The organism is Actinobacillus succinogenes 130Z, from assembly GCF_000017245.1.
In the GTDB taxonomy this organism is placed as follows: domain Bacteria; phylum Pseudomonadota; class Gammaproteobacteria; order Enterobacterales; family Pasteurellaceae; genus Exercitatus; species Exercitatus succinogenes.
Map to the genome: position 1 here is coordinate 2,258,970 of NC_009655.1, position 26,641 is coordinate 2,285,610.

General features: G+C 47.7%; 23 protein-coding genes and 1 tRNA gene. 11 read left to right on the plus strand and 13 right to left on the minus strand.

The annotated features are described in order from the left end of the window. Positions 1-21: 21 nt before the first annotated feature. From ASUC_RS10625 to ASUC_RS10635, 3 genes are all read right to left on the minus strand, one after another. Positions 22-1,332, minus strand: coding sequence for an MFS transporter (locus ASUC_RS10625; protein ID WP_012073778.1), 1,311 nt, complete (start codon positions 1,330-1,332; stop codon positions 22-24). Between the two features lie 101 nt (positions 1,333-1,433). Next, positions 1,434-2,114 (minus strand): 7-cyano-7-deazaguanine/7-aminomethyl-7-deazaguanine transporter, encoded by a 681-nt coding sequence (locus tag ASUC_RS10630; protein ID WP_012073779.1) that lies wholly within the window; start codon positions 2,112-2,114, stop codon positions 1,434-1,436. Positions 2,115-2,269: 155 nt separating this feature from the next. Next, a tRNA-Ser gene (locus ASUC_RS10635) sits at positions 2,270-2,359 on the minus strand. A gap of 204 nt (positions 2,360-2,563) precedes the next feature. Here ASUC_RS10635 and dauA point away from each other — a divergent pair. After that, positions 2,564-4,315 (plus strand): C4-dicarboxylic acid transporter DauA, encoded by a 1,752-nt coding sequence (gene dauA / locus ASUC_RS10640; protein WP_012073780.1) that lies wholly within the window; start codon positions 2,564-2,566, stop codon positions 4,313-4,315. Positions 4,316-4,402: 87 nt separating this feature from the next. On the opposite strand, the gene ASUC_RS10645 is transcribed toward dauA, so the two are convergent. From ASUC_RS10645 to pnp, 3 genes are all read right to left on the minus strand, one after another. Next, the gene (locus ASUC_RS10645) at positions 4,403-6,250 is read right to left on the minus strand and encodes a DEAD/DEAH box helicase (RefSeq protein ID WP_012073781.1); all 1,848 of its coding nucleotides are present in this window, start codon (positions 6,248-6,250) and stop codon (positions 4,403-4,405) included. A 201-nt stretch (positions 6,251-6,451) separates the two neighbouring features. Then, positions 6,452-7,405, minus strand: a complete 954-nt coding sequence (gene nlpI, locus ASUC_RS10650; RefSeq protein WP_012073782.1) for a lipoprotein NlpI — start codon at positions 7,403-7,405, stop codon at positions 6,452-6,454. A gap of 81 nt (positions 7,406-7,486) precedes the next feature. Beyond that, complete coding sequence (gene pnp / locus ASUC_RS10655) at positions 7,487-9,610, minus strand: polyribonucleotide nucleotidyltransferase (RefSeq protein ID WP_012073783.1); 2,124 nt, start codon at positions 9,608-9,610, stop codon at positions 7,487-7,489. A gap of 267 nt (positions 9,611-9,877) precedes the next feature. On the opposite strand from pnp, the gene nanQ reads away from it, so the two are divergent. From nanQ to ASUC_RS10680, 5 genes are all read left to right on the plus strand, one after another. After that, positions 9,878-10,354 carry an N-acetylneuraminate anomerase gene (nanQ, locus tag ASUC_RS10660; RefSeq protein WP_012073784.1) on the plus strand — a complete coding sequence of 159 codons (477 nt, stop codon included), beginning with the start codon at positions 9,878-9,880 and terminating at the stop codon, positions 10,352-10,354. Positions 10,355-10,474: 120 nt separating this feature from the next. Then, complete coding sequence (rnr, locus tag ASUC_RS10665; protein ID WP_041834827.1) at positions 10,475-12,826, plus strand: ribonuclease R; 2,352 nt, start codon at positions 10,475-10,477, stop codon at positions 12,824-12,826. A 133-nt stretch (positions 12,827-12,959) separates the two neighbouring features. Continuing rightward, positions 12,960-13,697 carry a 23S rRNA (guanosine(2251)-2'-O)-methyltransferase RlmB gene (gene rlmB / locus ASUC_RS10670; RefSeq protein ID WP_012073786.1) on the plus strand — a complete coding sequence of 246 codons (738 nt, stop codon included), beginning with the start codon at positions 12,960-12,962 and terminating at the stop codon, positions 13,695-13,697. Between the two features lie 32 nt (positions 13,698-13,729). Beyond that, positions 13,730-14,338 carry a thymidine kinase gene (locus ASUC_RS10675; RefSeq protein ID WP_012073787.1) on the plus strand — a complete coding sequence of 203 codons (609 nt, stop codon included), beginning with the start codon at positions 13,730-13,732 and terminating at the stop codon, positions 14,336-14,338. 104 nt (positions 14,339-14,442) lie between these two features. After that, positions 14,443-14,571 carry an entericidin A/B family lipoprotein gene (locus tag ASUC_RS10680; protein ID WP_012073788.1) on the plus strand — a complete coding sequence of 43 codons (129 nt, stop codon included), beginning with the start codon at positions 14,443-14,445 and terminating at the stop codon, positions 14,569-14,571. A gap of 79 nt (positions 14,572-14,650) precedes the next feature. Here ASUC_RS10680 and ligA read toward each other — a convergent pair whose 3' ends face one another. Together ligA and zipA are read right to left on the minus strand one after the other, a co-directional pair. Then, positions 14,651-16,669: an NAD-dependent DNA ligase LigA gene (ligA, locus tag ASUC_RS10685; RefSeq protein WP_012073789.1), complete on the minus strand. Its 2,019-nt coding sequence runs from the start codon at positions 16,667-16,669 to the stop codon at positions 14,651-14,653. Between the two features lie 80 nt (positions 16,670-16,749). Continuing rightward, complete coding sequence (gene zipA, locus ASUC_RS10690; protein WP_012073790.1) at positions 16,750-17,781, minus strand: cell division protein ZipA; 1,032 nt, start codon at positions 17,779-17,781, stop codon at positions 16,750-16,752. 165 nt (positions 17,782-17,946) lie between these two features. Between zipA and cysZ the strand changes: the two genes are divergently transcribed. Then, complete coding sequence (gene cysZ, locus ASUC_RS10700) at positions 17,947-18,804, plus strand: sulfate transporter CysZ (RefSeq protein ID WP_012073791.1); 858 nt, start codon at positions 17,947-17,949, stop codon at positions 18,802-18,804. 41 nt (positions 18,805-18,845) lie between these two features. On the opposite strand, the gene lpxH is transcribed toward cysZ, so the two are convergent. After that, positions 18,846-19,553 carry a UDP-2,3-diacylglucosamine diphosphatase gene (gene lpxH, locus ASUC_RS10705; protein WP_012073792.1) on the minus strand — a complete coding sequence of 236 codons (708 nt, stop codon included), beginning with the start codon at positions 19,551-19,553 and terminating at the stop codon, positions 18,846-18,848. Between the two features lie 111 nt (positions 19,554-19,664). On the opposite strand from lpxH, the gene ASUC_RS10710 reads away from it, so the two are divergent. From ASUC_RS10710 to ASUC_RS10725, 4 genes are all read left to right on the plus strand, one after another. Next, positions 19,665-20,390, plus strand: coding sequence for a 1-acylglycerol-3-phosphate O-acyltransferase (locus ASUC_RS10710; RefSeq protein WP_012073793.1), 726 nt, complete (start codon positions 19,665-19,667; stop codon positions 20,388-20,390). Next, a complete protein-coding gene (locus tag ASUC_RS10715) occupies positions 20,391-21,794 on the plus strand; it encodes a multicopper oxidase domain-containing protein (protein WP_041834672.1) in 1,404 nt (467 codons plus the stop codon). A gap of 132 nt (positions 21,795-21,926) precedes the next feature. Beyond that, positions 21,927-22,310, plus strand: a complete 384-nt coding sequence (locus ASUC_RS10720; protein WP_012073795.1) for a carboxymuconolactone decarboxylase family protein — start codon at positions 21,927-21,929, stop codon at positions 22,308-22,310. Continuing rightward, complete coding sequence (locus tag ASUC_RS10725; RefSeq protein WP_012073796.1) at positions 22,307-23,116, plus strand: Vgb family protein; 810 nt, start codon at positions 22,307-22,309, stop codon at positions 23,114-23,116. The genes ASUC_RS10720 and ASUC_RS10725 overlap by 4 nt, the downstream gene beginning before the upstream one ends. Before the next feature lie 331 nt (positions 23,117-23,447). Here the strand turns inward: ASUC_RS10725 and ASUC_RS10730 are convergent, their stop codons facing one another. The 4 genes from ASUC_RS10730 to ASUC_RS10745 form a co-directional block, all read right to left on the minus strand. After that, positions 23,448-24,272, minus strand: coding sequence for a class I SAM-dependent methyltransferase (locus ASUC_RS10730; RefSeq protein ID WP_012073797.1), 825 nt, complete (start codon positions 24,270-24,272; stop codon positions 23,448-23,450). A gap of 217 nt (positions 24,273-24,489) precedes the next feature. Continuing rightward, positions 24,490-25,041 (minus strand): hypothetical protein, encoded by a 552-nt coding sequence (locus ASUC_RS10735; RefSeq protein ID WP_012073798.1) that lies wholly within the window; start codon positions 25,039-25,041, stop codon positions 24,490-24,492. A 236-nt stretch (positions 25,042-25,277) separates the two neighbouring features. Next, positions 25,278-25,946, minus strand: a complete 669-nt coding sequence (locus ASUC_RS10740) for an alpha/beta hydrolase (RefSeq protein WP_012073799.1) — start codon at positions 25,944-25,946, stop codon at positions 25,278-25,280. Next, positions 25,946-26,629 carry a DsbA family oxidoreductase gene (locus tag ASUC_RS10745; RefSeq protein ID WP_012073800.1) on the minus strand — a complete coding sequence of 228 codons (684 nt, stop codon included), beginning with the start codon at positions 26,627-26,629 and terminating at the stop codon, positions 25,946-25,948. The genes ASUC_RS10740 and ASUC_RS10745 overlap by 1 nt, the downstream gene beginning before the upstream one ends. Positions 26,630-26,641 lie beyond the last annotated feature (12 nt).

The window sequence follows — 26,641 nt, forward strand, 5'->3', positions numbered from 1 at the left end:
GCGGTCAAAAATAACGGTATTTTATTGTGCGGACTGTACCACCGTACGAATTTTCAATAATGCCAATGCTAGCGCTGAAATCAACAACACCAAGGCAATCCCTTCGTACAGGCTTTGTTTTTCCCAACCGGCATCCAGTAACGTACCGGCGATAATCGGCGCCAGAATCGCACCGATTCTTCCGACACCGATAGCCCAACCCACTCCCGTACTTCGGATGTCCGCGTCGTAAATGCTTGGATTGAGGGTATACAGTCCGCTGATACAGCCGTTCATCAAGGCACCGACCAACACACCGAACACCATGGCTAACCATAAAACGGAAGCGGACAAAATGAAAATCACGGCAAATACGGCAGATAATAAGGTAAACAAAATCAAGACCTTGCGTGCCGACCAACGACTGGCGAGTAATCCGTAAAAGAGAGAACCGCAAGTTCCGCCCAACGAAATCATCATACCTACGCTGACACTTTGTTCCGTAGTCATTCCCGCTTCTTTCAACAATGCCGGCGTCCATGAACTGACAAAATAAAAACTGAACATAATAGCAAAGAACGCGACCCAGATTAATCCGGTCGAACGACGGTATTGTCCGTTGAATAATTGATTAATCGGTAATCTGTGCGTAGGGGAAGTTGATTTTTCCGGTAATCTCCATTCGCCTGCCAAGCCGATTTTCTTCGCAATTTTATTTAATCGACACTGTGCATTATGCGGTTGTTTGGACATGAGAAAATCAATAGATTCCGGCAACCAGACCACCAGTACCGACAGACAAACGGCCGTCAACGCAAATCCCGCCAGATAAACCGAACGCCAGCCGTATTCCGCCTGTAACGTCATGGCAAACATTCCGCCCAGCACCGCACCGACGCCAAAACCGGCGGCATATACGCTGATAGCGAAACTACGCCATTTACGAGAGGAATATTCGCTGGTTAAAACATTCGTTCCCACCAAAATTCCGCCGACGCCCAAGCCTGTTACTACACGCCAGAATGCCAACGTATGGTGAGATTGGATAAACGCCGAACCCAACATTCCTACGGCGGACAAAGCAACGGCAATCAGTAATAACGGACGCCGCCCGATTTTATCCGCTACCGGTGCCAAAAACAGCGATCCCGCCGTCATCCCGAACAACCCCGCACTGAGCAAATAACCGAGTTGTTCACCGCTTAAACCGAATTCATTGCGGATATTGGTCGCCGTAAAGGCCAACGCCAACACATCGAAACCGTCAAGCAGGTTCATAATGGCCGCCATAATCACAATCATCCATTGATAAGCGGACATCGGGCTACTATCAATTTTTTCTCTTAAATGCATATCAACTCCTTTTTTACTGCGATTAAGGCTTAAAAAAGTGCGGTCATAAAAACAATGTTTTTTAACCGCACTTACCGAACAGACCGATTTAGCCGAATCCGTTACAAAATCCTGCGTAAAATAAAATTCAATACCACGCCGTAAGCCGGCACAAATAACATGATGCCGACAAACAGCTTAAACAAATAATCCACAAAACCCAGTTCCATCCAGTGCGTCGCCATAAACGGATCGGTACTGGCATAAAACGCCACCGCAAAAAAGATAAACGTGTCCGCCATAGAACCGAAAATCATTGAACTGCTAGGTGCTATCCACCAGTTTTTTAATTTTCGCAATCGATTAAACACTAACACATCCAGTAACTGCCCGAACACGTATGCGCTGAAACTGGCAACGGCAATACGAAACACAAAACCGTTAAATGACGCCAGCGCCTGCAGCCCTTGATAGCGACTGTCCGAAAATAAAGTAGAAACCGCATAACTGACCGCCAACGCAGGAAACATCACGGCAAATATGATTCGTCGCGCCGACATTGCACCAAACACCCGCACGGTTAAATCCGTCGCCAGAAAAATAAACGGAAACGTTAACGTTCCCCAAGTACTGTGAAAACTAAAATCTTCGGCCGCCCCTAATGCGGTTAACGGTAAACGAATCTCGAAGGGAATCTGCACCAGATAGTTACTTGCCGCAATAATAAAAATATGAAAAAAAGTCAGTAGAATTAATGCGTTACGTTTTTGCTTATGGGTAATAATTGTAGAATTACGGGTCATGACCAATCCTTTTTATTAAAACTTGGGGTAAGGGAACCCAAGAATCTCAGTAACCTTATCAAAGTGAAACCGGAATGACGGTAAATATAAAGAAGATTTCAACCGGAAACAAATGAAAGAATTTCGGAATAAATATGAATGGAATTAATATTGAATGGCGGTGAGAGGGGGATTCGAACCCCCGATACAGTTTCCCGTATACACGCTTTCCAGGCGTGCTCCTTCAACCACTCGGACATCTCACCATGTTGGATACAGAATAAATTCCGTTTTATCGTTTTGTTGCGATTTTGTACGGAACAAAATCCTTACAACAACGAAGCGGGCGAGATTATAAGAATTTATCGGCTTTCCGTCCAGTCTTTTTTCAAATTTATTGAGCTAACGCATGAATTTTTTAAAAAATTGAGAGTAAAATAACCGCACTTTTTTCTCGTTCAGGAATTACTATGCTAAATAAATGGTTTTTAACCAAAAATGCTTTTCTCGCCGTGAAACCTTTTAGCGCGTTAAAAGACACGTTTCGTGAAGGTTACACAAAACAACATTTAATTCGAGATATTATCGCGGGACTTACTGTCGGCGTTATCGCCATTCCGCTTTCTATGGCATTGGCCATTGCCAGCGGTGTACCGCCGCAACACGGATTATATACCGCTATCGTAGCGGGCGTTTTAATCGCGGTTATCGGCGGATCCCGCTTCAATATTTCGGGACCGACCGCCGCATTCGTAGTGATTTTATATCCGATCACCCAGCAATTCGGTTTGGGCGGTTTATTGATGGCAACTCTGCTTTCCGGCCTCATTCTGATTATTATGGCGCTGTTTCGTTTGGGGCGTTTAATCGAATATATCCCGCTACCCGTTACTTTGGGTTTCACGTGCGGGATTGGCATTACCATCGCTACATTGCAGATTAAAGATTTTCTCGGCTTAACCATTCCGTCAATGCCTTCCCATTATATTGACAAAGTACAAACTATTTTCACCGCACTACCGACAATCAGTTGGCCGGATACCGTTGTGGGAATAGTTACGCTTGTCGTGTTAACCCAATGGCGTCGTTTGCGCTTACCTGTTCCGGGACATTTACCGGCGGTGATCGTGGGTACTATTTTGGCATTAATCTTAAGTTATTACAGTATGAACGTCGCCACCATCGGTTCCGCTTTCACCTATACGCTGTCGGACGGTACCGTAGGTAACGGTATTCCGAACGTATTACCGCAATTTATGTTGCCGTGGAATATTCCTAATGCGCAAGGAGAAGTCATTAATTGGGATTTCGCCGCTTTACAGACTTTATTGCCTGCGGCGTTTTCTATGGCGGTTCTCGGCGCCATCGAATCCTTATTATGCGCCGTGGTACTGGATAATATGACAGACACTAAACACCATTCCAATAATGAATTATTGGCTCAAGGGATCGGCAACATCCTATCGCCGTTTTTAGGCGGAATTACGGCGACGGCGGCGATCGCCCGCTCGGCGGCAAATGTTAAAGCCGGCGCGGTTTCGCCTGTCGCCAGTATTATCCACGGGATTTTGGTACTGCTATCCCTGTTAATTTTCGCCAACGCGCTGTCCTATCTGCCTTTAGCTTCAATGGCGGCATTACTGTTAATGGTGGCATGGAACATGGCGGATATCCATAATATCATTTCTCTGGTGCGCCGTTCCGGCAAAAACGAAATCGCGGTGCTAGTGATTTGTATTCTGCTCACCGTAATTTTCGATATGGTTATTGCCATTTCCGTAGGCGTCTTGTTGGCAAGCTTACTCTTCATCCGAACCATTGCCGAAATGACAAAATCTATTGAAATGCAACATCCGGACGATTTAACCGATGTACAGGTTTACCGAATCAGCGGTCCGTTATTCTTTGCTGCGGCGGATAATCTGTTTGCGGAACTGCATGACAAAACCGTACATACGGATCGCGAAATCAAACATATCGTGCTGCAATGTGAAGCCGTGAACGTGTTGGATACCGGGGGCATTCACGCCTTAACCCGGTTTGTGCAACATATGCTGCCCCATCAACAACTTTATATGTGCAACATGCAATTCCAGCCGCTGCGTATGTTGGTGAAATCCAATGTGGTGCCTGAATTGAAGAAAATCAATTTCAGCCCGGATTTAACCGAAACCTACGGTAAAATTCGTCTGCAGGAAAATGAATCGGAATTACGTCATTAATTATAAAAACCGCCTTTTCGGAAAGTGGTTTTACCGGTTAACAGATATAAAAAAGGGAGCGGATGCTCCCCTTTTTATCTCTTAGCATTAGCTGTGACGACTGCCTTTAAAGCCTTTTTCACGAAATTCTTTGCGACCGACGTCTTTAAAAGTGCGGTCAAATTTTCCGCCGAATTTACGGTCGCCTTTAAAACCTCGATCATTAAAACGATGCTCTCCCCGTTCATGGAAACGCTCATTAGCGCGACGCTTACCGTCGCGATGTTCGAAACGTTCGGCGCGTTCTCCGCTTTGAACTTCACGAACGAAAGACATTTGCATTTGTTTATTCAGTACGCGTGTTTTTTCGAAATGACGCAGTAATTGCTTCGGCATGCCTTGCGGTAATTCGATAGTGGAATAATCATCAAATAATTTGATATGACCGATATTGCGGCTGTTAATATCACCTTCATTGGCAATCGCACCCACAATATGACGCACCTCCACCCCATCGGAACGACCGATTTCGATACGGTACAAATCCATCGATTTCGGTACCCCGTAACCGCGACGTTCATCAGAACGTTGGGAGCGATTAGCCCGTTCACGGCGTTCGTTACGTTTCGGCATCGGCGCATCCGGCGGCAAAATCAATTTTTGTTTACCTTGTAACAACATTAACATAGCGGCGGCAATGTCTTCCTGATCCTGATCTGCGGTAAACAAATCTTCCAATAAGCTACGGTATTTTTCTAAATCGTGATGTTCAAGCTGTTTGGTGATTTTCGCCACAAATTTGGCACGGCGGCAGGCTTGCAAACGTTCATGGTTCGGCAATTCCACTTCCTCAATCGGTTTTTTCATCAAACGTTCGATATTGCCTAACAAGCGACGTTCGCGCGGTTCCACAAATAAAATAGCGCTGCCGGAACGACCGGCCCGCCCGGTACGGCCTATACGGTGTACGTAAGATTCGGCATCTAACGGAATATCATAATTCACTACCAAACTGATGCGTTCCACATCCAAACCGCGGGCAGCCACATCCGTCGCCACTAAAATATCCAAACTGCCGTTACGTAAACGATCAAGGGTTTGTTCACGCGCCTGTTGGGTCATATCACCGTTTAATGCGGCGGCACGGAAACCGTGTTTGTCCAATAATTCCGTAACGTCTAATGTGCCTGTTTTGGTACGGGTGAAAATAATAGCGGCATCAAAATCTTCCACTTCCAGAAAACGCAATAATGCCTCATTTTTACGATAACCGCGTACATACCAGCAGCTTTGAGCAATATCAGGATTAGTACGTTGGGTCGATTGGATTCTAACCTCCTGCGGATTCGTCATAAAACGTTTGGTAATACGACGAATCGGTTCCGGCATAGTGGCCGAGAACAATGCCGTTTGGTGCTGTTCCGGCAATTCCGCCATCACGGTTTCTACATCGTCGATAAAGCCCATACGTAACATCTCGTCCGCTTCATCCAACACGATAAATTTTAACGCGGAAAGATCCAAGGTACCGCGCTTGATATGGTCCAGAATACGACCCGGCGTCCCCACCACCACTTGGGCGCCTTGGCGTAACGCACGAAGTTGAATATCGTAACGTTGTCCGCCGTAAAGCGTAACGATACGAATACCTTTCGCATTTTTCGTAAATTGTTCACAGGCATCCGCCACTTGAATTGCCAGTTCGCGCGTCGGCGCCATCACCAACATTTGAGGATATTTTTCGTCACTATCGATCTGCGCCAATAAAGGCAAAGAAAAAGCGGCGGTTTTACCGCTTCCGGTTTGTGCCATACCCAGCACGTCACGACCTTCTAAAAGGTGCGGAATACAGGCGTGCTGGATAGGAGAAGGTGATTCAAAACCCATTTCCGAAACTGCAGAAAGGATAAAGTCAGGCAGACCTAAGTCGCCAAAGGTAATTTTAGTTTCAGTCATTAAAATACTCAGATTGTATGTAAGGAAAGCTCAATCGGCTTTCATGTGTATAATTTTTTGCAATTACAAACCGCAAAAGTTTTTAAAGATACGCCACGAAATAAAGAATCATGTCGAAACTTTATACTCGTTAGCCGTACTAACGTTTAAAATTTTGTTTTTTTCCACCGCACTTTATCGCGAGTATCACCAATAGATGATCTAATCCGCGAAAATACCGGCCGCTTTCCAAGCGTCCGACATCGGTTCCGTTTGCTCGCCGGCATCGGCTTTTTTCAGCTTATCCAGTTCAAACAATGCAAAACGATACTCAACAAAATTATACACCTGATTTGCCACCGCCAATTTGAACAAGGTTTCCGCTTCATCCAAATCGCCTGTATTGAGTTTTTGTTTTGCCAGATAAAAGTAGGTTTCCGTCAGAATTTCCGCATATTCAGGAGATTGCGGATCTACAAAGACTTTGGCTTTGTCTAATAAATCCTGCTCGGAAAGTTTGCCCAAATAATATTGGACGATAAAGGTTCCCCAATATTCAGTCGAAAGGGTTTCCGCCCGATTGACTAAATTCTGTCTTGCCTCGCTCGGTTTAAATTTCAGTTCGTTCAAATAAATCCATAATACGCGGTAAGGATCCTGAATATTCGCTTGATAGAAACGATGAAAATCCTGTGCCGCAAGGTTATAACGCCCTGTGTAATAAAAATCCAAACCTCGATTCAAATAGGTATATTCATAATCGGGATCTAATTCCAGCACTACGTTGAACGATTCCAACGCACTGTCGTAATCTTCATCTAATAACGAATACAAACCTAAATAATTATACACTGCGGCCATTCTAGGTTGCAGTGCAAGGGCATGAGTGAAATCATAACGAGCCATTCCCCAAAGCCCTAAGCTGTCGTAAAGTACGCCGCGCTCAAAATGTAAATCGGCGCGTTCCTCATGCGACATTTGTCCTATAATCAGTATTTGGCTGATGCGTGCAATCATCACTTCCTGTTCAAAATGCACATTAGGATATTGTTCCGCCAGCACAATCTTATTTTTGGACACGAACACTCCGGTACTGCTTGTACAGCCCGCAAGCAGTAAAACGAATAAACCCGGAATAAATAAACCGACGTTTAAAAACCGTTTCAGATGTGCCATTTAAGAATGCCTTAGGATAAAAATTCGAAAAGATGACCGCACTTTGTACCAAATTATCAAAGTGCGGTCGGATTTTACAAATTATTCTTCAACAATGTCAGTTTGCGCGTCGGCGTTTTCAGCTTTGGACACGATGTCTTTCATCGTTAAACGAATACGTCCCTGACGGTCGATTTCCACTACTTTAACCTGAACGTCCTGACCGACCTGGAGATAATCGCTCACTTTCTCAACTCGTTCTTCTGCGATTTGAGAAATATGAACCAAACCTTCTTTGTTACCCAGAATTGCAACGAACGCACCGAAGTCCGCCAGACGCGTGACTTTACCGGTATAAACCGCTCCTGCTTCCACTTCGGCGGTAATCTCTTCAATACGCGCCATCACTTCTTTCACCGCATTACCGTCAATTGCGGCAATTTTTACCGTACCGTCATCGTCAATATCGATCGAAGTACCGGTTTCTTCGGTTAAAGTACGAATAGTCGCCCCGCCTTTACCGATTACGTCTTTGATTTTCTTCGGATCGATTTTCATGGTGTAAATACGCGGCGCATATTCGGAAATCTCCGCACGCGGTGCCGCAATGGCTTGTTCCATTACCCCCAAAATGTGCATACGCGCTGATTTTGCCTGGTTCAAGGCGATTTGCATAATTTCAGGCGTGATACCTTCGATTTTGATGTCCATTTGCAGTGCGGTCACACCGGTACGGGTTCCCGCTACTTTGAAGTCCATATCGCCTAAATGGTCTTCATCACCCAAAATATCCGAAAGCACGACGAATTTATCTTCTTCTTTTACCAAGCCCATGGCGATGCCCGCTACCGCGGATTTAACCGGCACGCCGGCATCCATTAAGGCCAATGACGCACCGCAAACGGATGCCATTGATGAAGAACCGTTCGATTCGGTGATTTCGGACACCACACGCACAACATACGGGAATTCGCTAATGCTTGGCATTACGGCCGCCACACCACGTTTGGCCAAACGACCGTGACCGATTTCACGACGTTTCGGCGAACCTACACGACCTGTTTCACCTACCGAATACGGAGGGAAATTGTAATGGAATAAGAAAGTATCCTGGCGTTCGCCCGTTAATTCGTCAAGAATTTGCGCATCGCGTTCCGTACCTAAGGTGACCACCGCTAACGCCTGAGTTTCTCCGCGGGTAAAGATGGCCGAACCGTGAGTACGCGGCAACACGCCGGTACAAATATCTAAGGCGCGCACAGTGTCAACGGTACGACCGTCGATACGCGGTTCGCCGGCAATGATACGCCCGCGTACGATTTGGCTTTCCAGCGCGGTGAAAATGTCAACGATTTTACCTTCGCTCACCTCTTCGTTTTCAGCCGTGATTTGCGCAATCACATCCGCTTTAATGGCGTCGATTTGTTCGTAGCGCACTTGTTTTTCCGTGATACGGTACGCATCACCCAAACGGCTTTCTGCAATCACTTTCACTTGATTGATTAATGCCGTATCCGGTTCCGGCGCAACCCAATCCCAACGCGGCTTACCCGCTTCTTTCACCAATTCTTTAATAGCTTCGATCACAACCTGTTGTTGCTGATGACCGAACACCACCGCAGCCAACATTTGTTCTTCAGTTAAGATATCCGCTTCGGATTCCACCATTAACACCGCTTTATCCGTACCCGCGACCACTAAATCCAAACGGCTTTGTTTTTGTTCCGCCATGGTCGGATTTAATACGAACTGATCGTTAATAAAACCGACACGCGCCGCACCGATCGGGCCGTTGAAAGGCACACCGGATAATGCAAGCGCCGCCGAAGCGCCGATCATTGCCACCAAATCAGGGCTGATTTGCGGGTTAACGGAAACCACTGTCGCAATAATTTGAATTTCGTTTAAAAAACCTTCCGGGAACAACGGACGAATCGGGCGGTCGATTAAACGTGCAATTAACGTTTCGCCTTCGGAAGGACGACCTTCACGTTTGAAGAAACCGCCGGGGATTTTACCTGCCGCATAACTGCGCTCTTGGTAATCTACGGTTAACGGGAAGAAATCCTGACCTTCTTTCACCTCTTTTTTCGCTACCACGGAAACAAACACCGTAGTATCGTCCATACTTGCCATCACCGCCGCCGTTGCCTGACGGGCGATAGCGCCGGTTTCCAATGTTACGGTATGTTGACCGTATTTAAATTGTTTTACAATTGGATTCACAACTTTTTCCTTTTAAAATTAATAGATTAAGTGTTTTATCTTCCAAATTGCGACTATTAAAAATGCGCTCAAAAACGACCGCACTCGAATGCGGGCCGAACGCCCTTTTAGTAGCCGCACGCTAATACGGAAAATAAAACTGGCATATTATACTCGCCTTTTAACACGATTGGTAATTTTATTTGTAAATCCTTGTTCTTTCCGGTTTTGCGTATTACACTCCCCGTTAACTTTCGCAAAGTGAGGTCAAAAACGGAGGACTTTTTTATGTTATTTGGTGATTTAACCCGCTCTGATTTTAAACACGGTTTACCGAAAGTGATTGCGGAAACCTGCGATTACCTAAACACCCTTGATTTAGCCGCGTTACAAACCGGCCGTCACGACATTACCGACAGTATTTTCATGAACGTGATGGAAGTGGAAAGCGAACCCGCCGAAGCGCGTAAATCTGAAATTCACCGAAAATATCTTGATATTCAGGTGCTGATTTCCGGTGAAGAAAAAATGGAATTCGGCGTCACCGCCCCAAATCCGGCGGATTACGAACCTTACAACGAAGAAAGCGATTACCAGCTGACCTTGGCGGGCAAAGACATCGAACTCAAAAGCGAGCTGGTTTTACGCCCTAAAATGTTTGCCGTTTTTCTGCCCTACGAACCGCATAAACCGTGCTGTAATGTCGGTGAAAAAAGCGGTACTATCAAAAAACTGGTAGTAAAAATTCCGGTGGAATTGCTTTAAACTCTACAATCCCGGTACTCGCCGGGATTTTTCTTGCTTTAGCCTGACCAAACTGTCAAACTTACCCTATTCATTTGCAACGAGGAAAATCTCATGGCAGGCAAAAAAACAGTAAAAAAAATGACCGCACTTACGGATTCCATTCATCTTGATCCGAATTATCAAAAAGAGCAGGCGAAATATGAAAATCCTATTCCGAGCCGGGATTTTATTCTGCAAATCATTCGCGAACAGAATCAACCCGTGAGTCGCGAAGAACTGTTGAAAATTTTCGCTATTAAAGACGATGAACGCACCGAAGCGATACGTCGCCGTTTACGTGCGATGGAAAACGACGGACAGCTGGTATTTACCAAGCGGAAACGTTATGCGTTGCCGGAAAAACTGGATTTACTCAAAGGAACGGTAATCGGACACCGTGACGGTTACGGTTTCTTACAAATCGAAGGGCGGACGGACAAAAAAGATTTGTTTATTCCCAACGCCCAAATGCAGCGTGTCATGCACGGCGATTTTGTGCTTGCCCAGCCTACCGCACTGGATCGAAAAGGCCGTCAGGAAGTGCGTATCGTACGCGTACTGGAAAACCGCAAAAAACAAATTGTCGGTCGTTTTTTCCTGGAAGAAGGTATCGGTTATGTGGTGCCGGACGACAGCCGTATTTCACGCGATATTCTGGTACCGAACGAAGATCGCAAAGGTGCGCGCATGGGACAGGTTGTAGTGGTGGAACTGAAACCGCGCACCGCTAATTTAAGCCAGCCCGTAGGCGCAATTATCGAAATTCTGGGCGATAACATGGCGAAAGGCATGGAAGTGGAAATCGCGTTACGTAACTACGATATTCCTCACGTATTCCCGCCTGCGGTTGAAAAATACGTTAAAAAATTCAGCGAGGAAGTACCGGAGCAAGCGAAAGCGGGACGCGTTAATTTATGCGATCTGCCGTTAGTCACCATTGACAGCGAAGACGCTCGCGATTTTGACGACGCCGTATATTGCCGTAAAGAAAAAAACGGCTGGCGTTTATGGGTGGCCATTGCCGACGTCAGTTATTACGTGCGTTTACGCACCGCCTTGGACAGCGAAGCGCGTAACCGCGGAAACTCGGTTTACTTCCCGAACCGTGTCGTGCCGATGTTGCCGGAAATTTTATCCAACGGATTGTGTTCCCTTAATCCGCAGGTGGATCGCCTGTGCATGGTATGCGAAATGCAAATTGATGAAAAGGGTTTACTGAAAGCTTACCAATTCTATGAAGCGGTAATGAATTCCCACGCACGCCTGACCTATACCAAAGTGGCGAAAATTTTAGACGGCGACGAAGAATTGCGCCAACGTTATGCTGCACTGGTTCCGCACATCAAAGAATTGCACGCCATGTACAAGACTTTGCTGAACGCCCGTCATAAACGGGGAGCTATTGATTTCGAAACCATCGAAAGCAAATTTATTTTCAATGAGATGGGACGAATCGAGCGTATCGAAGCGGTGGAACGCAACGACGCCCATAAAATCATCGAAGAATGTATGATTTTAGCCAATATTTCTGCGGCGAATTTCATGGAACGCCATGAAGAACCGGCACTGTACCGCATTCACGCCGGCCCGAGCGAAGAAAAACTCACGGCGTTCCGTACCTTTCTGGCCGAACTGGGCTTATCTTTGGGCGGCGGGTTAAAACCGAACACCAATGATTACGCAGAATTGCTGAATCAAGTGAAGCAACGTCCCGACGCCGAGCTGATTCAAACCATGTTACTGCGTTCTCTCAGCCAGGCCATGTACGAACCGGACAATATCGGACACTTCGGGCTGGCGCTGGACGAATACGCCCACTTTACTTCGCCGATTCGTCGGTATCCGGATTTAACCCTGCATCGCGGCATTAAATATCTGCTCGCCAAAGCCAAGGGCAGCAGTCGACGAACCACGGAATCCGGCGGTTATCATTACAATACGGACGAAATGGCGGAACTGGGCGAACATTGCTCCATGACGGAACGTCGCGCCGACGACGCCACGCGGGAAGTCGCCGACTGGCTGAAATGCGAATATATGCAGGATCATATCGGCGAAGAATTCGACGGCATTATATCGTCCGTCACCGGTTTCGGTTTCTTCGTGCGCTTGGATGACCTGTTTATTGACGGCTTAGTGCACGTTTCCACATTGGATAACGATTATTATCAATATGACGCGGCGGGACAACGATTAATCGGCGAAAACAGCGGTATGCTCTATCGGCTGGGCGATAAAGTTCGCGTGCGGGTGGAAGCGGCGAATCTGGAAAATCGTCAGGTGGATTTCTCCTTAGTTGCCGGCGAACGCAAACCGCGTCGTCCGGGAAAAACGGCAAAAACCCGGGCAAAACAGACCGCACTTTCCGCACCGAAAAACAAAGGAAAACCGAAAAAAGAAAAAAGTGCGGTTAAAAAAGCGAAGAGTGCGGGAAAAACAAGAAAAAAATAACACAATAGAGACGACGCCATACCGGCTTCCGTTATAACGACGAAGCGTAATTATTATGTCCGGTCGCCGGCATAGCGTCCCTATCCTCCGTCATAATAAGAATCGTATTAAATATCCATTTAAAGGAAATAAAATGTCCGAAAATATCTACGGCATTCACGCCGTAAAATCTTTTCTCGAGCGTACGCCGGAACTCGTAGTTGAAGTTTATGCGCTGAAAGGCCGCGATGACAAACGACTTCAGCCTTTGTTAAACGAATTGCATAATTTGGGTATCTCAGTGCAGTTTTTAAACCGCCAGACCTTGGATAACAAAGCGCACGGCGAAGTCCACCAAGGCATTATCGCGCGGGTACAGCCGGCAAAAGAACTGAACGAGTCCGATCTCGATAACATTTTGAACGGCAAACCGAATCCGTTATTACTGGTGCTGGACGGTGTAACCGATCCGCATAATTTAGGCGCATGCCTGCGCACGGCGGACGCCGCCGGCGTGGACGCGGTGATTGTACCGAAAGACAAATCGGCACAACTCACTTCCATCGCCCGTAAAGTGGCTTGCGGCGCAGCGGAAGTGCTGCCGTTAATCCGCGTTACCAATCTGGCGCGCACCCTGCGCGATATTCAACAATCCCACAACATTTGGGTGGTGGGCACGGCGGGTGAAGCGTCAGAAACCCTTTATCAAACCGAACTAACCGGATCGCTCGCGTTAGTAATGGGGGCGGAAGGCGACGGCATGCGCCGGTTAACGCGCGAATGCTGCGACCAACTCATCAGTATTCCGATGGCGGGCAGCGTATCTTCGTTAAACGTTTCCGTCGCCACCGGCGTCTGCCTGTTTGAAATTGTACGCCAACGCCTGGCTTAATTAAAATATCGTCTGTTTATCAACCAACAAAAATGGCAAAACTCTATTTTTATTATTCCACCATGAACGCCGGTAAATCCACCACATTGCTGCAATCGGCCTATAACTACCGGGAACGCGCCATGAACGTCATGCTTTACACCGCCGCCATTGACGACCGTTTCGGCGCGGGGAAAATCACGTCCCGCATCGGCATCAGTGCACAGGCGTACTTGTTTAATGATAAAACCGATTTCTGGCGGGAAATTCGGACACGACACAACAGCGGCAAATTAAATTGCGTATTATTGGATGAAGCGCAATTTCTGACTAAAACGCAAGTGTATCAACTTTCCGACGTGGTGGACGAACTCAATATTCCCGTGCTTTGTTACGGCATTCGTACGGATTTCCAAGGCAATTTATTTGAAGGCAGTCAATATTTGCTGGCATGGGCGGATCAACTGGAAGAACTCAAAACCATTTGCGAATGCGGACGTAAAGCCAATTTCGTGGTGCGGTTAAATGAACGGGGCGAAGTCGTGAAAGACGGCGAACAAATTCAAATCGGCGGCAACGATCGCTACTTATCCCTGTGCCGTTACCATTTCAAGCGGAAAATGGGAAAACTGCACAGTCAGCAAGCGGGGGATGAAAAATAAGAACCGAGACAAATTATAAATTTCGTCAAAAATCCTTTTATCCTTCGGCGATATTAGAGTAGAATGACTTTGTGAATCCAACATAAAATAAGGGGTATAGAACCATGAAAAAATTAATTTCAGTATTTATTGCCAGTGCGTTTATTTTCACTTTAACGGCTTGCGAAACCACCAAAGGCGTAGGTAAAGATATTCAAAGCGCCGGCGAAAAAATGCAACAAGTCGTCAATTAATCATCATTATAAAAAAGTGCGGTCAAAAAACGTTAAATTTTTCGACCGCACTTTTTATTTTATCTAACCTACTGATATGTTAGGAAAAACTATTTACAATTTCGAGAAATTCCGCCTCGCTCATCACTGCAACGCCTAAGTCCTGCGCTTTGCTTAATTTAGAACCGGCGGAATCTCCCGCGATCACAATATGGGTTTTGGCTGATACGCTGCCGGCCACTTTAGCCCCCATTTGCTGCAACAAAGCTTTGGCTTCATTACGCCCCATTTGGCTCAGCGTGCCGGTAAGTACGACGGTTTTTTCTTTAAACGGATTTTCATTTACCTGTTTTTCTTCTACGTCGTCCCAATGTACGCCTTGCGCAATCAGATCATTCACCACATCGATATTATGCTGTTCACGCCAGAAGACGTAAATGCGGTTCGCCACCACTTCGCCCACGTCGGACACCGCCTGCAACTGTTCTAAATCCGCGGTTTGAAGTGCGGTCAGATTTTTAAAGAAATTTGCCAGATTTAACGCTGTCGCTTCGCCGACTTCGCGAATACCAAGAGCAAAAATAAAACGGGCAAGTGTGGTTTTTTTGGCTTTTTCCAGACTGTCCAACGCTTTTTGTGCGGATTTTTCACCCATGCGTTCAAGTCGCATCAATGTGATTAAATCCAATTTGAACAGATCCGCCGGGGTGCGAATCAATTCCCGGTCGACCAGCTGCTCTATAAGTTTCGCCCCTACGCCGTCAATATCCATCGCCCGACGGGAAACAAAGTGTTTTAAAGATTCTTTCCGTTGTGCGTCGCAGAACAAACCGCCGGTACAACGCGCCACAGCCTCACCTTCAATACGGACAATGGCGGAATGGCACACCGGACAAAGGGTCGGGAAAATAATCGGTTCGGCATTGGGCGGACGGCGATCATGCACCACGCCGATAATTTGCGGAATCACATCGCCGGCGCGACGAACGATGACCGTATCGCCAATGGCGATATCCAATCGAGCGATCTCATCGCCGTTATGCAGCGTAGCGTTGCTGACCGTCACCCCCGCGACAAAAACCGGTTGCAGTTTCGCCACCGGCGTAATAGCGCCCGTGCGTCCCACTTGAAATTCCACATCGTTCAGTACCGTCATTTCTTCCTGTGCCGGGAATTTATAGGCTATCGCCCAACGCGGTGCTTTGGAAATAAAACCGAGGCGTTCCTGTAACGCTATCTCGTTCACTTTTAACACGGTGCCGTCAATATCATATCCCAGCTCCGGGCGCTTTTCCTGAATAGTGCGGTAAAATTTCAGCACGTTTTCGGCACCGCGACACAAGCGAATTTCCCCGTTCACCGGAATACCGATAGATTTCAACCATTGCAACCGTTCATAATGGGTCGGCGGTAAATCCGCCCCTTCCGCAATGCCGATACTGTACGCATTCCACACCAACGGACGCTGACTGGTAATTTTCGGGTCGAGCTGACGCAACGAACCCGCCGCTGCATTGCGCGGATTGGCAAAGGTTTTTTCGCCTCTGGCCAATGCGGCTTCATTCAGCCTGTCGAATCCCTCCTGCGGCATAAACACCTCACCCCGCACCTCAAGCCGAACCGGAGGATTATCCGTCAGCAACTGCAGCGGAATATTGCGTATAGTGCGGATGTTCAAGGTAATGTCTTCGCCCGTGGTACCGTCACCGCGGGTCGCCGCCTGAACCAATCTGCCGTTTTCGTACAAAATACTCACCGCTAAACCGTCCAGTTTCGGTTCGCAACAAAATTCCAGATTATCGGGCAAAGTTATCAGACGTTCCTGAATCCGTTTCACAAAAGCGTAAAACTCTTCGTCGGAAAAAACGTTATCCAGCGATAACATCGGCAATTCATGGGTAATTTGAGCAAATCCCGCCAACGGCTTCGCCCCGACCCGTTGAGTCGGCGAATCGGCGCTAATCAATTCGGGGTGTTGCTGCTCTAAGGCTTTCAACCGGTGGAACAGACGATCATATTCGCTGTCCGGAATTTCAGGATTATCCAACACGTGATATTGGTATTCATGATGACGTAAGGTGTTACGCAACTGATTAATTTGGTTTTGAATATCGGTCATTTTAAAATCTCTGGCAAAATAAACCGCACTTTCAATCCCGTCGATTGTAAAGTGCGGTTATTTTTTAATTATTTTTACAACTATACGCGGGCTAAATATGCGGCCTCCGCCATTACGTCAAATTCTTCCTGTTGTTCGGTTAACACAAATCCGCCCAATTGCGAAGCCAAATTTTTCGCCGCCTGGATCATCATTTTCAGATTAGCACGCGGATTACCGGCAACAGGCAACTGCATAAATAATGCCACGCCGACGGTGCTAAAATCCTGCATTCCGTGCGGGTTAAAAGTACCCGGCTGGTTAATGTTCGCCACACTGAAAATCGCCGGACTGGCGACGGTTAAATCCAGATGGCGGTGGTAAATATTTCCCTGCCCGAAAATAAAACCTAAATTATCCAATGCCTGCGCCAGCGATGGACCGTGGAACTGGCGGTTTTCCGGCGCCACGACGTAAAGCATAATGAAATCCGTCGGCTCGGCAGGTGCGGGTTGCGAATGCTGGTAAGCCGGCGCATCGTTGACCGGTTGTTGCAACGTCGGCTGCGAAATCGGGCTCTCGGGCGCCGGTTGCCGTAATGAAACCTGCATATCCGGCACCGCGCGATCTTCCGTATAAACCGGTTGGTTAAAGGTTTGTTCGAGCGGTGCGGAACGTTCCTCTTCCGCATGATATTCATAACGTATCGGCTCAGCGCCACCCGCTCGGGTTTCCGTATTAGGCAAAGTTATTTTAATATTTTCCGCTGCGTTGAAATCAAGGGGTTGTTGCTCCGGTTGAACCGTATTAGGATTGAATTCCGCACGATTTTCCGGCATCGCCTGCGCTGTCGGCCGCGTTTGCTGCTCCGGCGAAGAGGACATTTGCCGAACTTGCGGTTCCTGATAAGTTTGACGGATTTGTTCCGTTTCTTTTGCCGGTTGGGCGAAATTCGGCGTCATAGGCTGCGAGGCTTGTGCGCTCGGCCGGCCGGTAGATTGAGGATTGCGATGAAAGGCATTCTCGTTATCGAAATATTGCGATTTTTCGCGACGGTTCGACCAAATACCGTGAGCGACTAAGCCTATCAGGGCGAGGATACCTAAAATGATTAAGATGGTATTTAAATCCATTGCAACTTTTCCTTTTTTTGACAGCCTAACCATTCACCTTATAGGGTGTAAGAACGGTTTCAAAATTGCTGTTAGCTTACCATATTTAACAGATTTGTGGATCTTGAAATTTATATTTTTTAACCGCACTTTAATACAGATGACAGTGAATAAAAAAGGATAAAAATGATTGAAGAAAATGAAGTGAAGTCCGGCTTTCACTATTTTGTTACGGGTTGGCATTTAATTACCCAGCCCGGATTACGCCGTTTTGTAATTATGCCCGTGTTGTTGAATATTCTGTTAATGATGGGGCTATTATGGGTTTTCGTCACTCAAATCAACAGCATGATCGATTGGATTATGGGTTTTCTGCCCGACTGGCTGGATTGGCTGAGTTCCGTCATGTTTGTCACCGCTCTTGCCATGATTTTAATTTTATTCTATTTTTCTTTCGCCATGTTATCGGGCTTTATCGCCGCACCGTTTAACGGTTTACTGGCGGAAAAAGTGGAAAAAATGCTGACGGGCGAAGTTTTGCTGGACACAAATATGGCGGATTTTATAAAAGATATTCCGCGTATGCTGGCACGAGAATGGCAAAAACTGGTGTACAGCGTACCTATATATATCGTTTTGTTTTTATTAGGTTTTATGCCTATTTTAGGACAAACGGCAGTGCCGATTGCGGCATTCCTGTTCGGCGCGTGGATGATGGCGATTCAATACTGCGACTATCCTTTCGATAACCATAAAATTTCTTTTCGAACCATGCGCGTGAAGCTGAAAGAAAACCGCACGCAGAGTCTGATTTTCGGCACGCTGGTCACGCTTTGCACCTTCACTCCGGTGATAAATCTGGTGGTGATTCCGGTAGCGGTATGCGGTGCAACGGCAATGTGGGTGGATACTTATCGGCGCGAACTGTATGACCGGAAACAATATAAAACGACGCAAAATTCCACCGCACTTTCCCCCGAACAGCGTCGTTCGCCGGGAACAAAGATCAAACCGGGATCCGGTAACGATGTGGTTTCCAAATAAACTGAATTGATAAAACTCAGCCCGCCTAAATGCGGGCTTTTTTATTGACGAAACCTTATATCTTGCGGGGTGACTTCCAGAATAGACGCCGTTTCGCCCCAATCGCCTAACACAATGCGCTCAAAGTGCGGCGGAATTTGATGAATATTTTGGCGATGGGTGTGCCCGTGAATCAAGCGTTTAACCTGAAACCGTTCGAAAATCCGTCGGGTGAATTCAGGGTTTACGTCCATAATCGCCTGACTTTTGTTTTGCTTGTCCCGGCTACTTTTCGTCCGAATATTCTGCGCGATTTTCAACCGCACTTTTAACGGCAAGCGACGAAATAACCATTGCAGCCAAGGCCGGTGCACTTTGCGACGAAACGCCTGATAATGCAGATCATCGGTACAAAGCGTATCGCCGTGACAAATCAAGGTCGGTTCGCCGTATAAATCAATCACCTGATACTCCGGCAGCAGTCGTAAACCGCAATCCCCGGCAAATCGTTTCCCTAATAAAAAATCCCGATTACCATGAATGAAATAGCAAGGCACGCCCTGTTGCACAAGCGTACGAATTTGATTTTTCACCGTATCAATCAACGGCGAACGTTCATCGTCACCAATCCAGAAATCGAATAAATCGCCTAAAATATACACGGCGTCCGCATCAGGTGCGAGGTGTTGCATAAAATCTACGAAAAGTGCGGTCAAATTCGGACGAGTTTCGGAAAGATGTAAATCCGCAATAAAATATGTTTTATGCATTGATAAATCCTGATTGGACAATACGGGAGAACAACGGGAATACCGATTAAAAATAGAAAATACCCGCCAATTTCGCTATACTTTACCAAATTTCCAAAAGGACGCCAATTTATGTTGAAAATCTGTCGTATCATTCTCGTCGCTATCTGTTGTATTCTGATTTGTCTGTTCGGTACCGTTTATTCGCTCATTCGCTTTAAAAACCCCAATAATGTCGGCATTATGGCGCGCTGGTTCGGGCGCTTGGCGCCGTTGTTCGGATTAAAAGTGGAACACCGTTTTCCGAAAGATGCGGACAAAGTGGGACGCTGTATTTATATCGGTAATCATCAAAACAATTATGATATGGTGACCATTTCCTATATGGTGATGCCGCGCACAGTTTCGGTGGGCAAAAAAAGTCTGATTTGGGTGCCGTTTTTCGGTATTTTATATTGGGCGACGGGCAATATTTTTATCGATCGCGAAAACCGCAGTAAAGCGCACGGTACCATGACACGCGTCGCCAGACATATCAATGAAGACGATTTGCGTGTTTTTATGTTTCCGGAAGGAACGCGCAGCCGAGGCCGCGGATTGCTGCCGTTTAAAACCGGTGCGTTTTATACCGCATTAATCGCCGGCGTACCGGTTGTGCCGGTTATTTGTTCCACCACGCACAATAAAGTGGATTTAAACCGCTGGGATAACGGTAAAGTAATTTGCGAAATTATGGATCCTATCGATTCCGCCCGTTTCAGCAAAGAAAACGTGCGTGAATTCGCCCAATACTGCCATGACGTGATGGCGAAACGTATTGCCGAATTAGATGCGGAAATCGCACAAGCAAAGGAATAAATTATGAATTATTCCCGCCGTTCATTATTCAAAAAAACGCTGATTGCCACCGCACTTTCGGCCCTACCCGCTACGTTGTTAGCGGCGACAAAGCAACCGCTCGTTATTCCGCCGTTGATTGAAAGCCGGCGCGGCAAACCCGTCTTTCTGGGCTTGGAAAGCGCACAGGTGAAACTGATTGACGACAAACTTGTGGAAGTCTGGGGCTTCAACGGACAATATCTCGGTCCTACCGTACGGGTGCGTCAGGGGGATTTTGTCAAATTAAATTATCGCAATAATCTGCCCCATTCCGTTGCCATGAATATTCAAGGACTGCAAACCAACAGCAATATTCTGGGCGGTATCGGACACAGCCTAAAACCGCAACAGGGTTGGTCGCCGATTGTACCGATTACCCAACCCGCCGCCACTTGTTATTATCATTCCTGTTCGCTGGCGAGTTCCGCTTATCAGAACTACCGCGGCTTGGCGGGTATGTGGATTATTGAAGATGACGAAAGCCGTCAAGCACAGTTACCGAATAAATACGGCGTTAACGATATTCCGCTGATTTTACAGGATTTGCACCTGAATAAAGAAGGTAGCCAATTATTCCGTCAAAACGAACCGCACTTTTACGGAGATCGCCTATTTGTTAACGGACAGGAAGCGCCTTTTATAAACGTAGGGCGCGGCTGGATTCGTCTGCGCATACTAAACGCTTCCGTATCCCGCAGTTATCCGCTGCAGTTTGATGACGAACGGGCGTTTTTACTGATAGCCAAAGATCAAGGCTTCCTGCCGGAAGCTAAAACCGTCAAATCCGTATTGGTCGGTATGGGAGAACGGGTTGAAATTCTGGTGGACTTAAACGAAGGCGGCAACGTATCGCTTATCGTCGGCAAAAAGCGCTCTTTCCTCGACAAAATCGACCTATTTTTCAATGATAACGGCGAACTGACGGACAACACCGTATTGGAATTACGTCCGGAAGGATTACTTTCCGTATTCAACGGAAAACCGAGCTATCGATTCAGCGCAGTCGCCACGTTGCCAAGCCAAATTCTCCAAGAACGCGCATTCCATTTTGATGCGGAAAACGCCATGATCAACAATAAACGGTTTGATCCGCGCCGAATTGATGTGAATGCCAAACAAGGTTCGGCGGAACGCTGGACGTTAAGCGCTACTAATGCCATGGGATTCCGCATTCAAGGAGCGAAATTCGTAGTCGAAAGCCGAGATGACGTTGCTACACCAGGCAATGAATTGGTATGGCAGGATACGCTATGGTTTGAAAGAACGGCGAAAATCCTGGTGAAATTCGAGCATTCGGCTTCTAATTCCCAACCCTTTACTTTCGGTTCGTCGGATTTAATGCAAGCGGATAAAGGTGCGCTGGGATTGATTGTCGTGCAATAACTACTTCAATTCCCGCTCAAAATATTCAACAGTTCAGATTGACTATCATTACAAAAAACCTCTTGCCTTGGAGTCTACTCCATAGTTTAACCTGTTACAGCAATTTTGCCTAATCAGACTAAGGAGTAAACTATGTTACAGAACCAAGCATTACAACAACGCGGACTTGAAACCCTGCAGACCATAGACGGAGAGCAAGGCGAGGCGGTGATGCAAGCGTTGGCGGACATCGCTCCCGATTTGGGGACTTATATCATCGGTTTTGCCTTCGGCGAAATCTACAACCGCCCTCACTTGGATTTGCGACAGCGGGAATTGGTGACGCTGGCGGCGTTGGCAGCGCAAGGCGGGTGCGAAAAGCAGTTGCGCGTACATATTCATGCCGCGCTCAACGTCGGTCTGACCCGCGAACAGATTGTGGAAACCTTTATCCAGTGCGTGCCCTATCTGGGCTTCCCTAAAGTGCTGAATGCGGTGTATGCGGCGAAAGAGGTGTTTGCGGAGGTGTCCGTATGAAAAATTTACTCATACCGCTTTTATCTGCGATCGCATTCGCTGCCTGTGCGCAGGAAACGGCTGCACCGCCACAGGTTGAAATTCTCTATCAAGATTTCCAGTCGCCTACCGCCATCGTCAGTAACGAGCATGCCGTTTATGTTTCCGACTGGTCGGCGGATCATATCGTGCGAATCGCTGCGGACGGCTCGCGCCGCATTCTGCCCGTTAAAATCGCTGCACCCGCCGGCTTGGCACTGGCTAAAGACGGTACGTTATATGCCGCTTCCTACTCGGGTGACTATATTCTCCGCATTGAGGCCGACGGGCGCAGTGAACGGATTGCCGAGGGTTTGGCTACACCTACCGGCATTGCTTTTGCCCGCAGTGGCGAATTGCTGATTGCCAACCAGGCAGCGGGTGAAATCGTGGCGTTGAATATCGAAACCGGCAAACGGCGCATTGCGGCAAGCGGTTTATCACTGCCAGTCGGCGTTACGGAAGCGGCGGACGGCAGCTTGGTGGCTTCCCAATACGGCGGGCGCGTAACCCGTATTACAACCGACGGACAGCCGCACGAAATCGGCCGGTCTTTCACCCGCCCCGGCGTCGGCATTATTAACGACGGCACGCAGGCCGTGCTTGTTGCGGACAACGGTGCGGGACTGGTGCGACGGGTAAGCCTCGACGGGAAAGAAAGCCGCCCGGTCACTCCGAAACTGCAAGGCAGCCTTGTCGCCTTAGGACGGGGATTACACGGAGAGACTTTGGCAGGAGCATGGGGCAGCGGCACTATCTACCGCCTCCGGCAAACGGAAAGCCGGTAAAACAATACAAAAAATAATGCGCTCGGCAATAAATTTATTTGAAAAAATAAATTAAAACCGACCGCACTTTGGTGTTCAAAGGCGTAGCTTGAGGGAAAATCCGACAAGTCTCCAATATATAAGATGTCGGAACCTCCCCCAATCTGCTTATCTAGCACCTATGCAACAACGGTTCCGCGAAATCATGGCGCAAACGGCGGAGGAAGTGCGGTCAGCGTAGCGGGCGTTTTGCAAATTTCCGAGGAAACCCGACCGCTTGCAAGCCCTTTCAAACCAAAGCGCCGTCTGAAATGAGCCTTTCAGACGGCCTCAAGCACGCTCAATTCATGTCTTATGTTTCGGATAAAACCAACCGCACAATGCGCTGGTCGCCGTTCTGTCTGACCCAGTTCAATTTGTAAAACAGGCGGGCGAACCACGGGTAGCGGTGGGCGCAAATGCTGCTGATGCCGGTGACTTCGGCCACCCGCCACCTGTCGTTCCAGCTTTGGAACATGTCGAACCGTTTCGGTGCCCAAAGGAATGCGGGTGCGTTATCCATCGTTCGCAGGGCGTCGTGTTTCTTCTGCATGCGTAACAGTATCGGCGGTATGGAATCGAACACCGCTTCGGCCTGAGTCAATTCCCTGGCAATATCCGCAAAAAGCCGCCGTATTTGCTTTTCTTCAAAATACATCAACACCCCTTCCAACAGCACCAGCACGGGCTTGCCATGGGATTTTACGGTCTGCATCCAGTCCGTATCAAACAGTGAACCGCAAAGGTAGCGGTTGCCGTTGGGGGGCAGCAGTTCGGAACGTACCCGCATCATATCGGGCAAATCCAAATCATACCAAGCCGTCAACGGCGGGCTGCCCAGGCGTTCGTAACGCGCGTCCAATCCGCAGCCGAGCTGGATAACCACGCCGTCGGGATGTTCCGCCAGAAAACGGCGCGTATGGTTGTCAATCAAGGCGGCACGGGCGCAGCAGCCGACCTGCGACATCACCGCCTGTTCGAATTTGGCAAAATCGTAGTCAATCAGGTTCAACAGGCGTGCCGCCTGTGCGTCTTTCAATAAAGCATCGCCGCGTCCGAATTCCACACCCTTTGCCCATAAGGTGATCAGGGCGGTTTCGGACAGTACGTTCAAATCGACAGGGATTTTTTCAGGCATACACACCTCCGTTCACGTTGCACACTTTCTAAGATACATCATTTATCTGACTGACTGCAAAGCAAACGGGAAGCGGTGAAACGATTAAAACTGAATTTAATACCGTAAAAATATGCCAACCGTTTGAAATGTAAAAAAGGGGGATGCCGTCTGAAAACGGGCTTTCAGGCAATCTGAAAGCTCCCGTAAAACAATTCGGGTATTAAGGTTCAAATCACTAACTGTGCGTTTTTTTCACATAAACCCATACCGCCGCTACGCAGATTAAAAGCCCCAATACCGCAGGTATGATGACGGCTTTGCCCGCTTCTCCCCCATACACTATGCTCCACAGGGCTTTGGATAATGCTATCAGCACGATGACGGCGGTTCCGAGCCGAACGTTTCTTTTCCAAAACGCACCGCACAATAAACTTAATGACAGCGGGACAAGCAGGGTGAATAATATTTTGACGGCTCTCCATTCCCCCATCAGCCAGTTTTTTTCAAATTCCAAAAAATCTTTAATCCGCCCGTTTACCGTTTCGGGTTCGGGAAACCAGAACATACTGGTTAAAAGCAAAAATATCGTGATAAAAATACCACCCAAACTTCTTTTATAAGCAAACAGGCATAAAGGAATCAGAAACAAAGGACGGATATACCAGCTTGCCTGATTGGCGTGCCTTAAAAAAATCCAGTCGAAAAAACCTTGATGGGTAAAACAAAGCGTGATAAATGCCATAGAAAAAACGGCAAAAACCAGTGCGGTTATCGTGTCTTTTTTCATACCTTACCTCTTTTCACCGAATGCACCGCACGGAGTTACGGATTCTGTTTCTTCAACGGGCAGTAAAAAAATCCGCCTTTTTCACCTGCTCCCAAAAGAAAAGATGCTCTGCACATTATAGGGTTTTGAATTTGGGATTTGAAGTTGGGGAGCAGCCTTTTTCAGACCAACTGAAAACCGTTTTGCAAAGTTTTTTAAAAAAACAACCGCTTGCATCACGCCAAGCGGCAATTTCATCACAACATTTTCAGCCAATCGGCCACATCGGTCAGTTCGGCTTCGTTCAGCGTATGCCCGATCGGGTAGGTTTTAAAAGCGGCTTCAAAGCCGTTATGTTGCAGAACACCCACCGCTTCTTCGGCAAGCGAGACATCTATCGGTTCATCAAATTGACCGTGGGCAAGCAAAACGGGGAATTTTTCATCTCTTTGCAAGCCGTTCAATTGATCGGCAATCGGCAGATAGCCCGACAAACATACCGCTCCGCCGAGCGTGTCGGGGTAAGTGAGGCCGGACAATAACGCCAACGCCCCGCCTTGCGAAAACCCGCCGATCACGATATTTCGGCTGGTGATGCCGTCTGAAAGTGCCTCGTCTATCAACGTGTGAACATACGCTTTTGCTTGGTTCAGCCCCGCTTCGTCTTGGTTTCGGTCAAAGCGTCCGTGCGGCAGATCAAACCATGCCGTCGTATGCTGTCCGTCCGCCCAAGTTACCGCCTGCACGGGGGCGGTAGGCAGGATAATCTGCCAATCACCGTTCAGCCGTTCCAGCAAAAAACGCCCGACAGGCACGAACTGCCTGCCTGAAAGGGTTAGGCCGTGCAGTAAAATCAAGCGTTTTTCGGCATCGTCCCTGCCCATCGTAACGGGCTTTTCAGACGGCATAAAGTTTTGCAACGCCATTATTCGCCCCCGTCAATGCCGCAACTGGCACCGTTTAAGCCGTCTTGGTGGTTTTCGGCATACACTTGGTTTAACAGTTGCACCAACCCGCCCACGGGCATTGCCCCCGAAGTGGCGGTTTTGCCGTCAAACACAAAAAACGGCACGCCCTGCACGCCGATGGTACGGGCTTCGTTTTCATCGTCTTTCACCGCTTGGGCGAAATCATTATCTGCCAGCATTTTGCGTGCTTCTTCGCCGTTTAAGCCGACATCTTCGGCAAATTTCGCCAAATTATCGTGATTGGCAAGCTCTACATTGTCGCTGAAATAGGCTTCCATCAGGCGTTCGTTCATTTCACCGCCTTTGCCCAAAGCGTCCGCCCATTTGTAAAGGCGGTGGGCGTCAAAGGTGTTGGTGTTTTTCACGCCCGCATAATTCATAGCCAGCCCCGCCCGTTTGCCCATATTTTCAATGTGGGCGATCATCTCCAACGCCCCCTGCGGTGATTTGGCGTATTTTTTCTCGATACGCTCTTGGGTGGTGTTCACCGCCGTTGTGCCCGCCTGCGGATAAAGCTCAAAGGCCTTGAACTCAACCTGCACTTCGTCTTTATGGGCGAATTGTTCAAGGGCTTGTTCCAAATGGCGTTTGCCGATGTAGCAGTAAGGGCAGGCATAGTCTGACCAGATTTGGATTTTCATAAAAGACACTCC

Bases quoted from the DNA above. Each gene is read 5' to 3' on its own strand.
- ASUC_RS10625 (WP_012073778.1), bottom strand. From the start codon at position 1,332: ATGCATTTAAGAGAAAAAATTGATAGTAGCCCGATGTCCGCTTATCAA.
- ASUC_RS10630 (WP_012073779.1), bottom strand. From the start codon at position 2,114: ATGACCCGTAATTCTACAATTATTACCCATAAGCAAAAACGTAACGCA.
- dauA (WP_012073780.1), top strand. From the start codon at position 2,564: ATGCTAAATAAATGGTTTTTAACCAAAAATGCTTTTCTCGCCGTGAAA.
- ASUC_RS10645 (WP_012073781.1), bottom strand. From the start codon at position 6,250: ATGACTGAAACTAAAATTACCTTTGGCGACTTAGGTCTGCCTGACTTT.
- nlpI (WP_012073782.1), bottom strand. From the start codon at position 7,405: ATGGCACATCTGAAACGGTTTTTAAACGTCGGTTTATTTATTCCGGGT.
- nanQ (WP_012073784.1), top strand. From the start codon at position 9,878: ATGTTATTTGGTGATTTAACCCGCTCTGATTTTAAACACGGTTTACCG.
- rnr (WP_041834827.1), top strand. From the start codon at position 10,475: ATGACCGCACTTACGGATTCCATTCATCTTGATCCGAATTATCAAAAA.
- rlmB (WP_012073786.1), top strand. From the start codon at position 12,960: ATGTCCGAAAATATCTACGGCATTCACGCCGTAAAATCTTTTCTCGAG.
- ASUC_RS10675 (WP_012073787.1), top strand. From the start codon at position 13,730: ATGGCAAAACTCTATTTTTATTATTCCACCATGAACGCCGGTAAATCC.
- ASUC_RS10680 (WP_012073788.1), top strand. From the start codon at position 14,443: ATGAAAAAATTAATTTCAGTATTTATTGCCAGTGCGTTTATTTTCACT.
- ligA (WP_012073789.1), bottom strand. From the start codon at position 16,669: ATGACCGATATTCAAAACCAAATTAATCAGTTGCGTAACACCTTACGT.
- zipA (WP_012073790.1), bottom strand. From the start codon at position 17,781: ATGGATTTAAATACCATCTTAATCATTTTAGGTATCCTCGCCCTGATA.
- cysZ (WP_012073791.1), top strand. From the start codon at position 17,947: ATGATTGAAGAAAATGAAGTGAAGTCCGGCTTTCACTATTTTGTTACG.
- lpxH (WP_012073792.1), bottom strand. From the start codon at position 19,553: ATGCATAAAACATATTTTATTGCGGATTTACATCTTTCCGAAACTCGT.
- ASUC_RS10710 (WP_012073793.1), top strand. From the start codon at position 19,665: ATGTTGAAAATCTGTCGTATCATTCTCGTCGCTATCTGTTGTATTCTG.
- ASUC_RS10720 (WP_012073795.1), top strand. From the start codon at position 21,927: ATGTTACAGAACCAAGCATTACAACAACGCGGACTTGAAACCCTGCAG.
- ASUC_RS10725 (WP_012073796.1), top strand. From the start codon at position 22,307: ATGAAAAATTTACTCATACCGCTTTTATCTGCGATCGCATTCGCTGCC.
- ASUC_RS10730 (WP_012073797.1), bottom strand. From the start codon at position 24,272: ATGCCTGAAAAAATCCCTGTCGATTTGAACGTACTGTCCGAAACCGCC.
- ASUC_RS10735 (WP_012073798.1), bottom strand. From the start codon at position 25,041: ATGAAAAAAGACACGATAACCGCACTGGTTTTTGCCGTTTTTTCTATG.
- ASUC_RS10740 (WP_012073799.1), bottom strand. From the start codon at position 25,946: ATGGCGTTGCAAAACTTTATGCCGTCTGAAAAGCCCGTTACGATGGGC.
- ASUC_RS10745 (WP_012073800.1), bottom strand. From the start codon at position 26,629: ATGAAAATCCAAATCTGGTCAGACTATGCCTGCCCTTACTGCTACATC.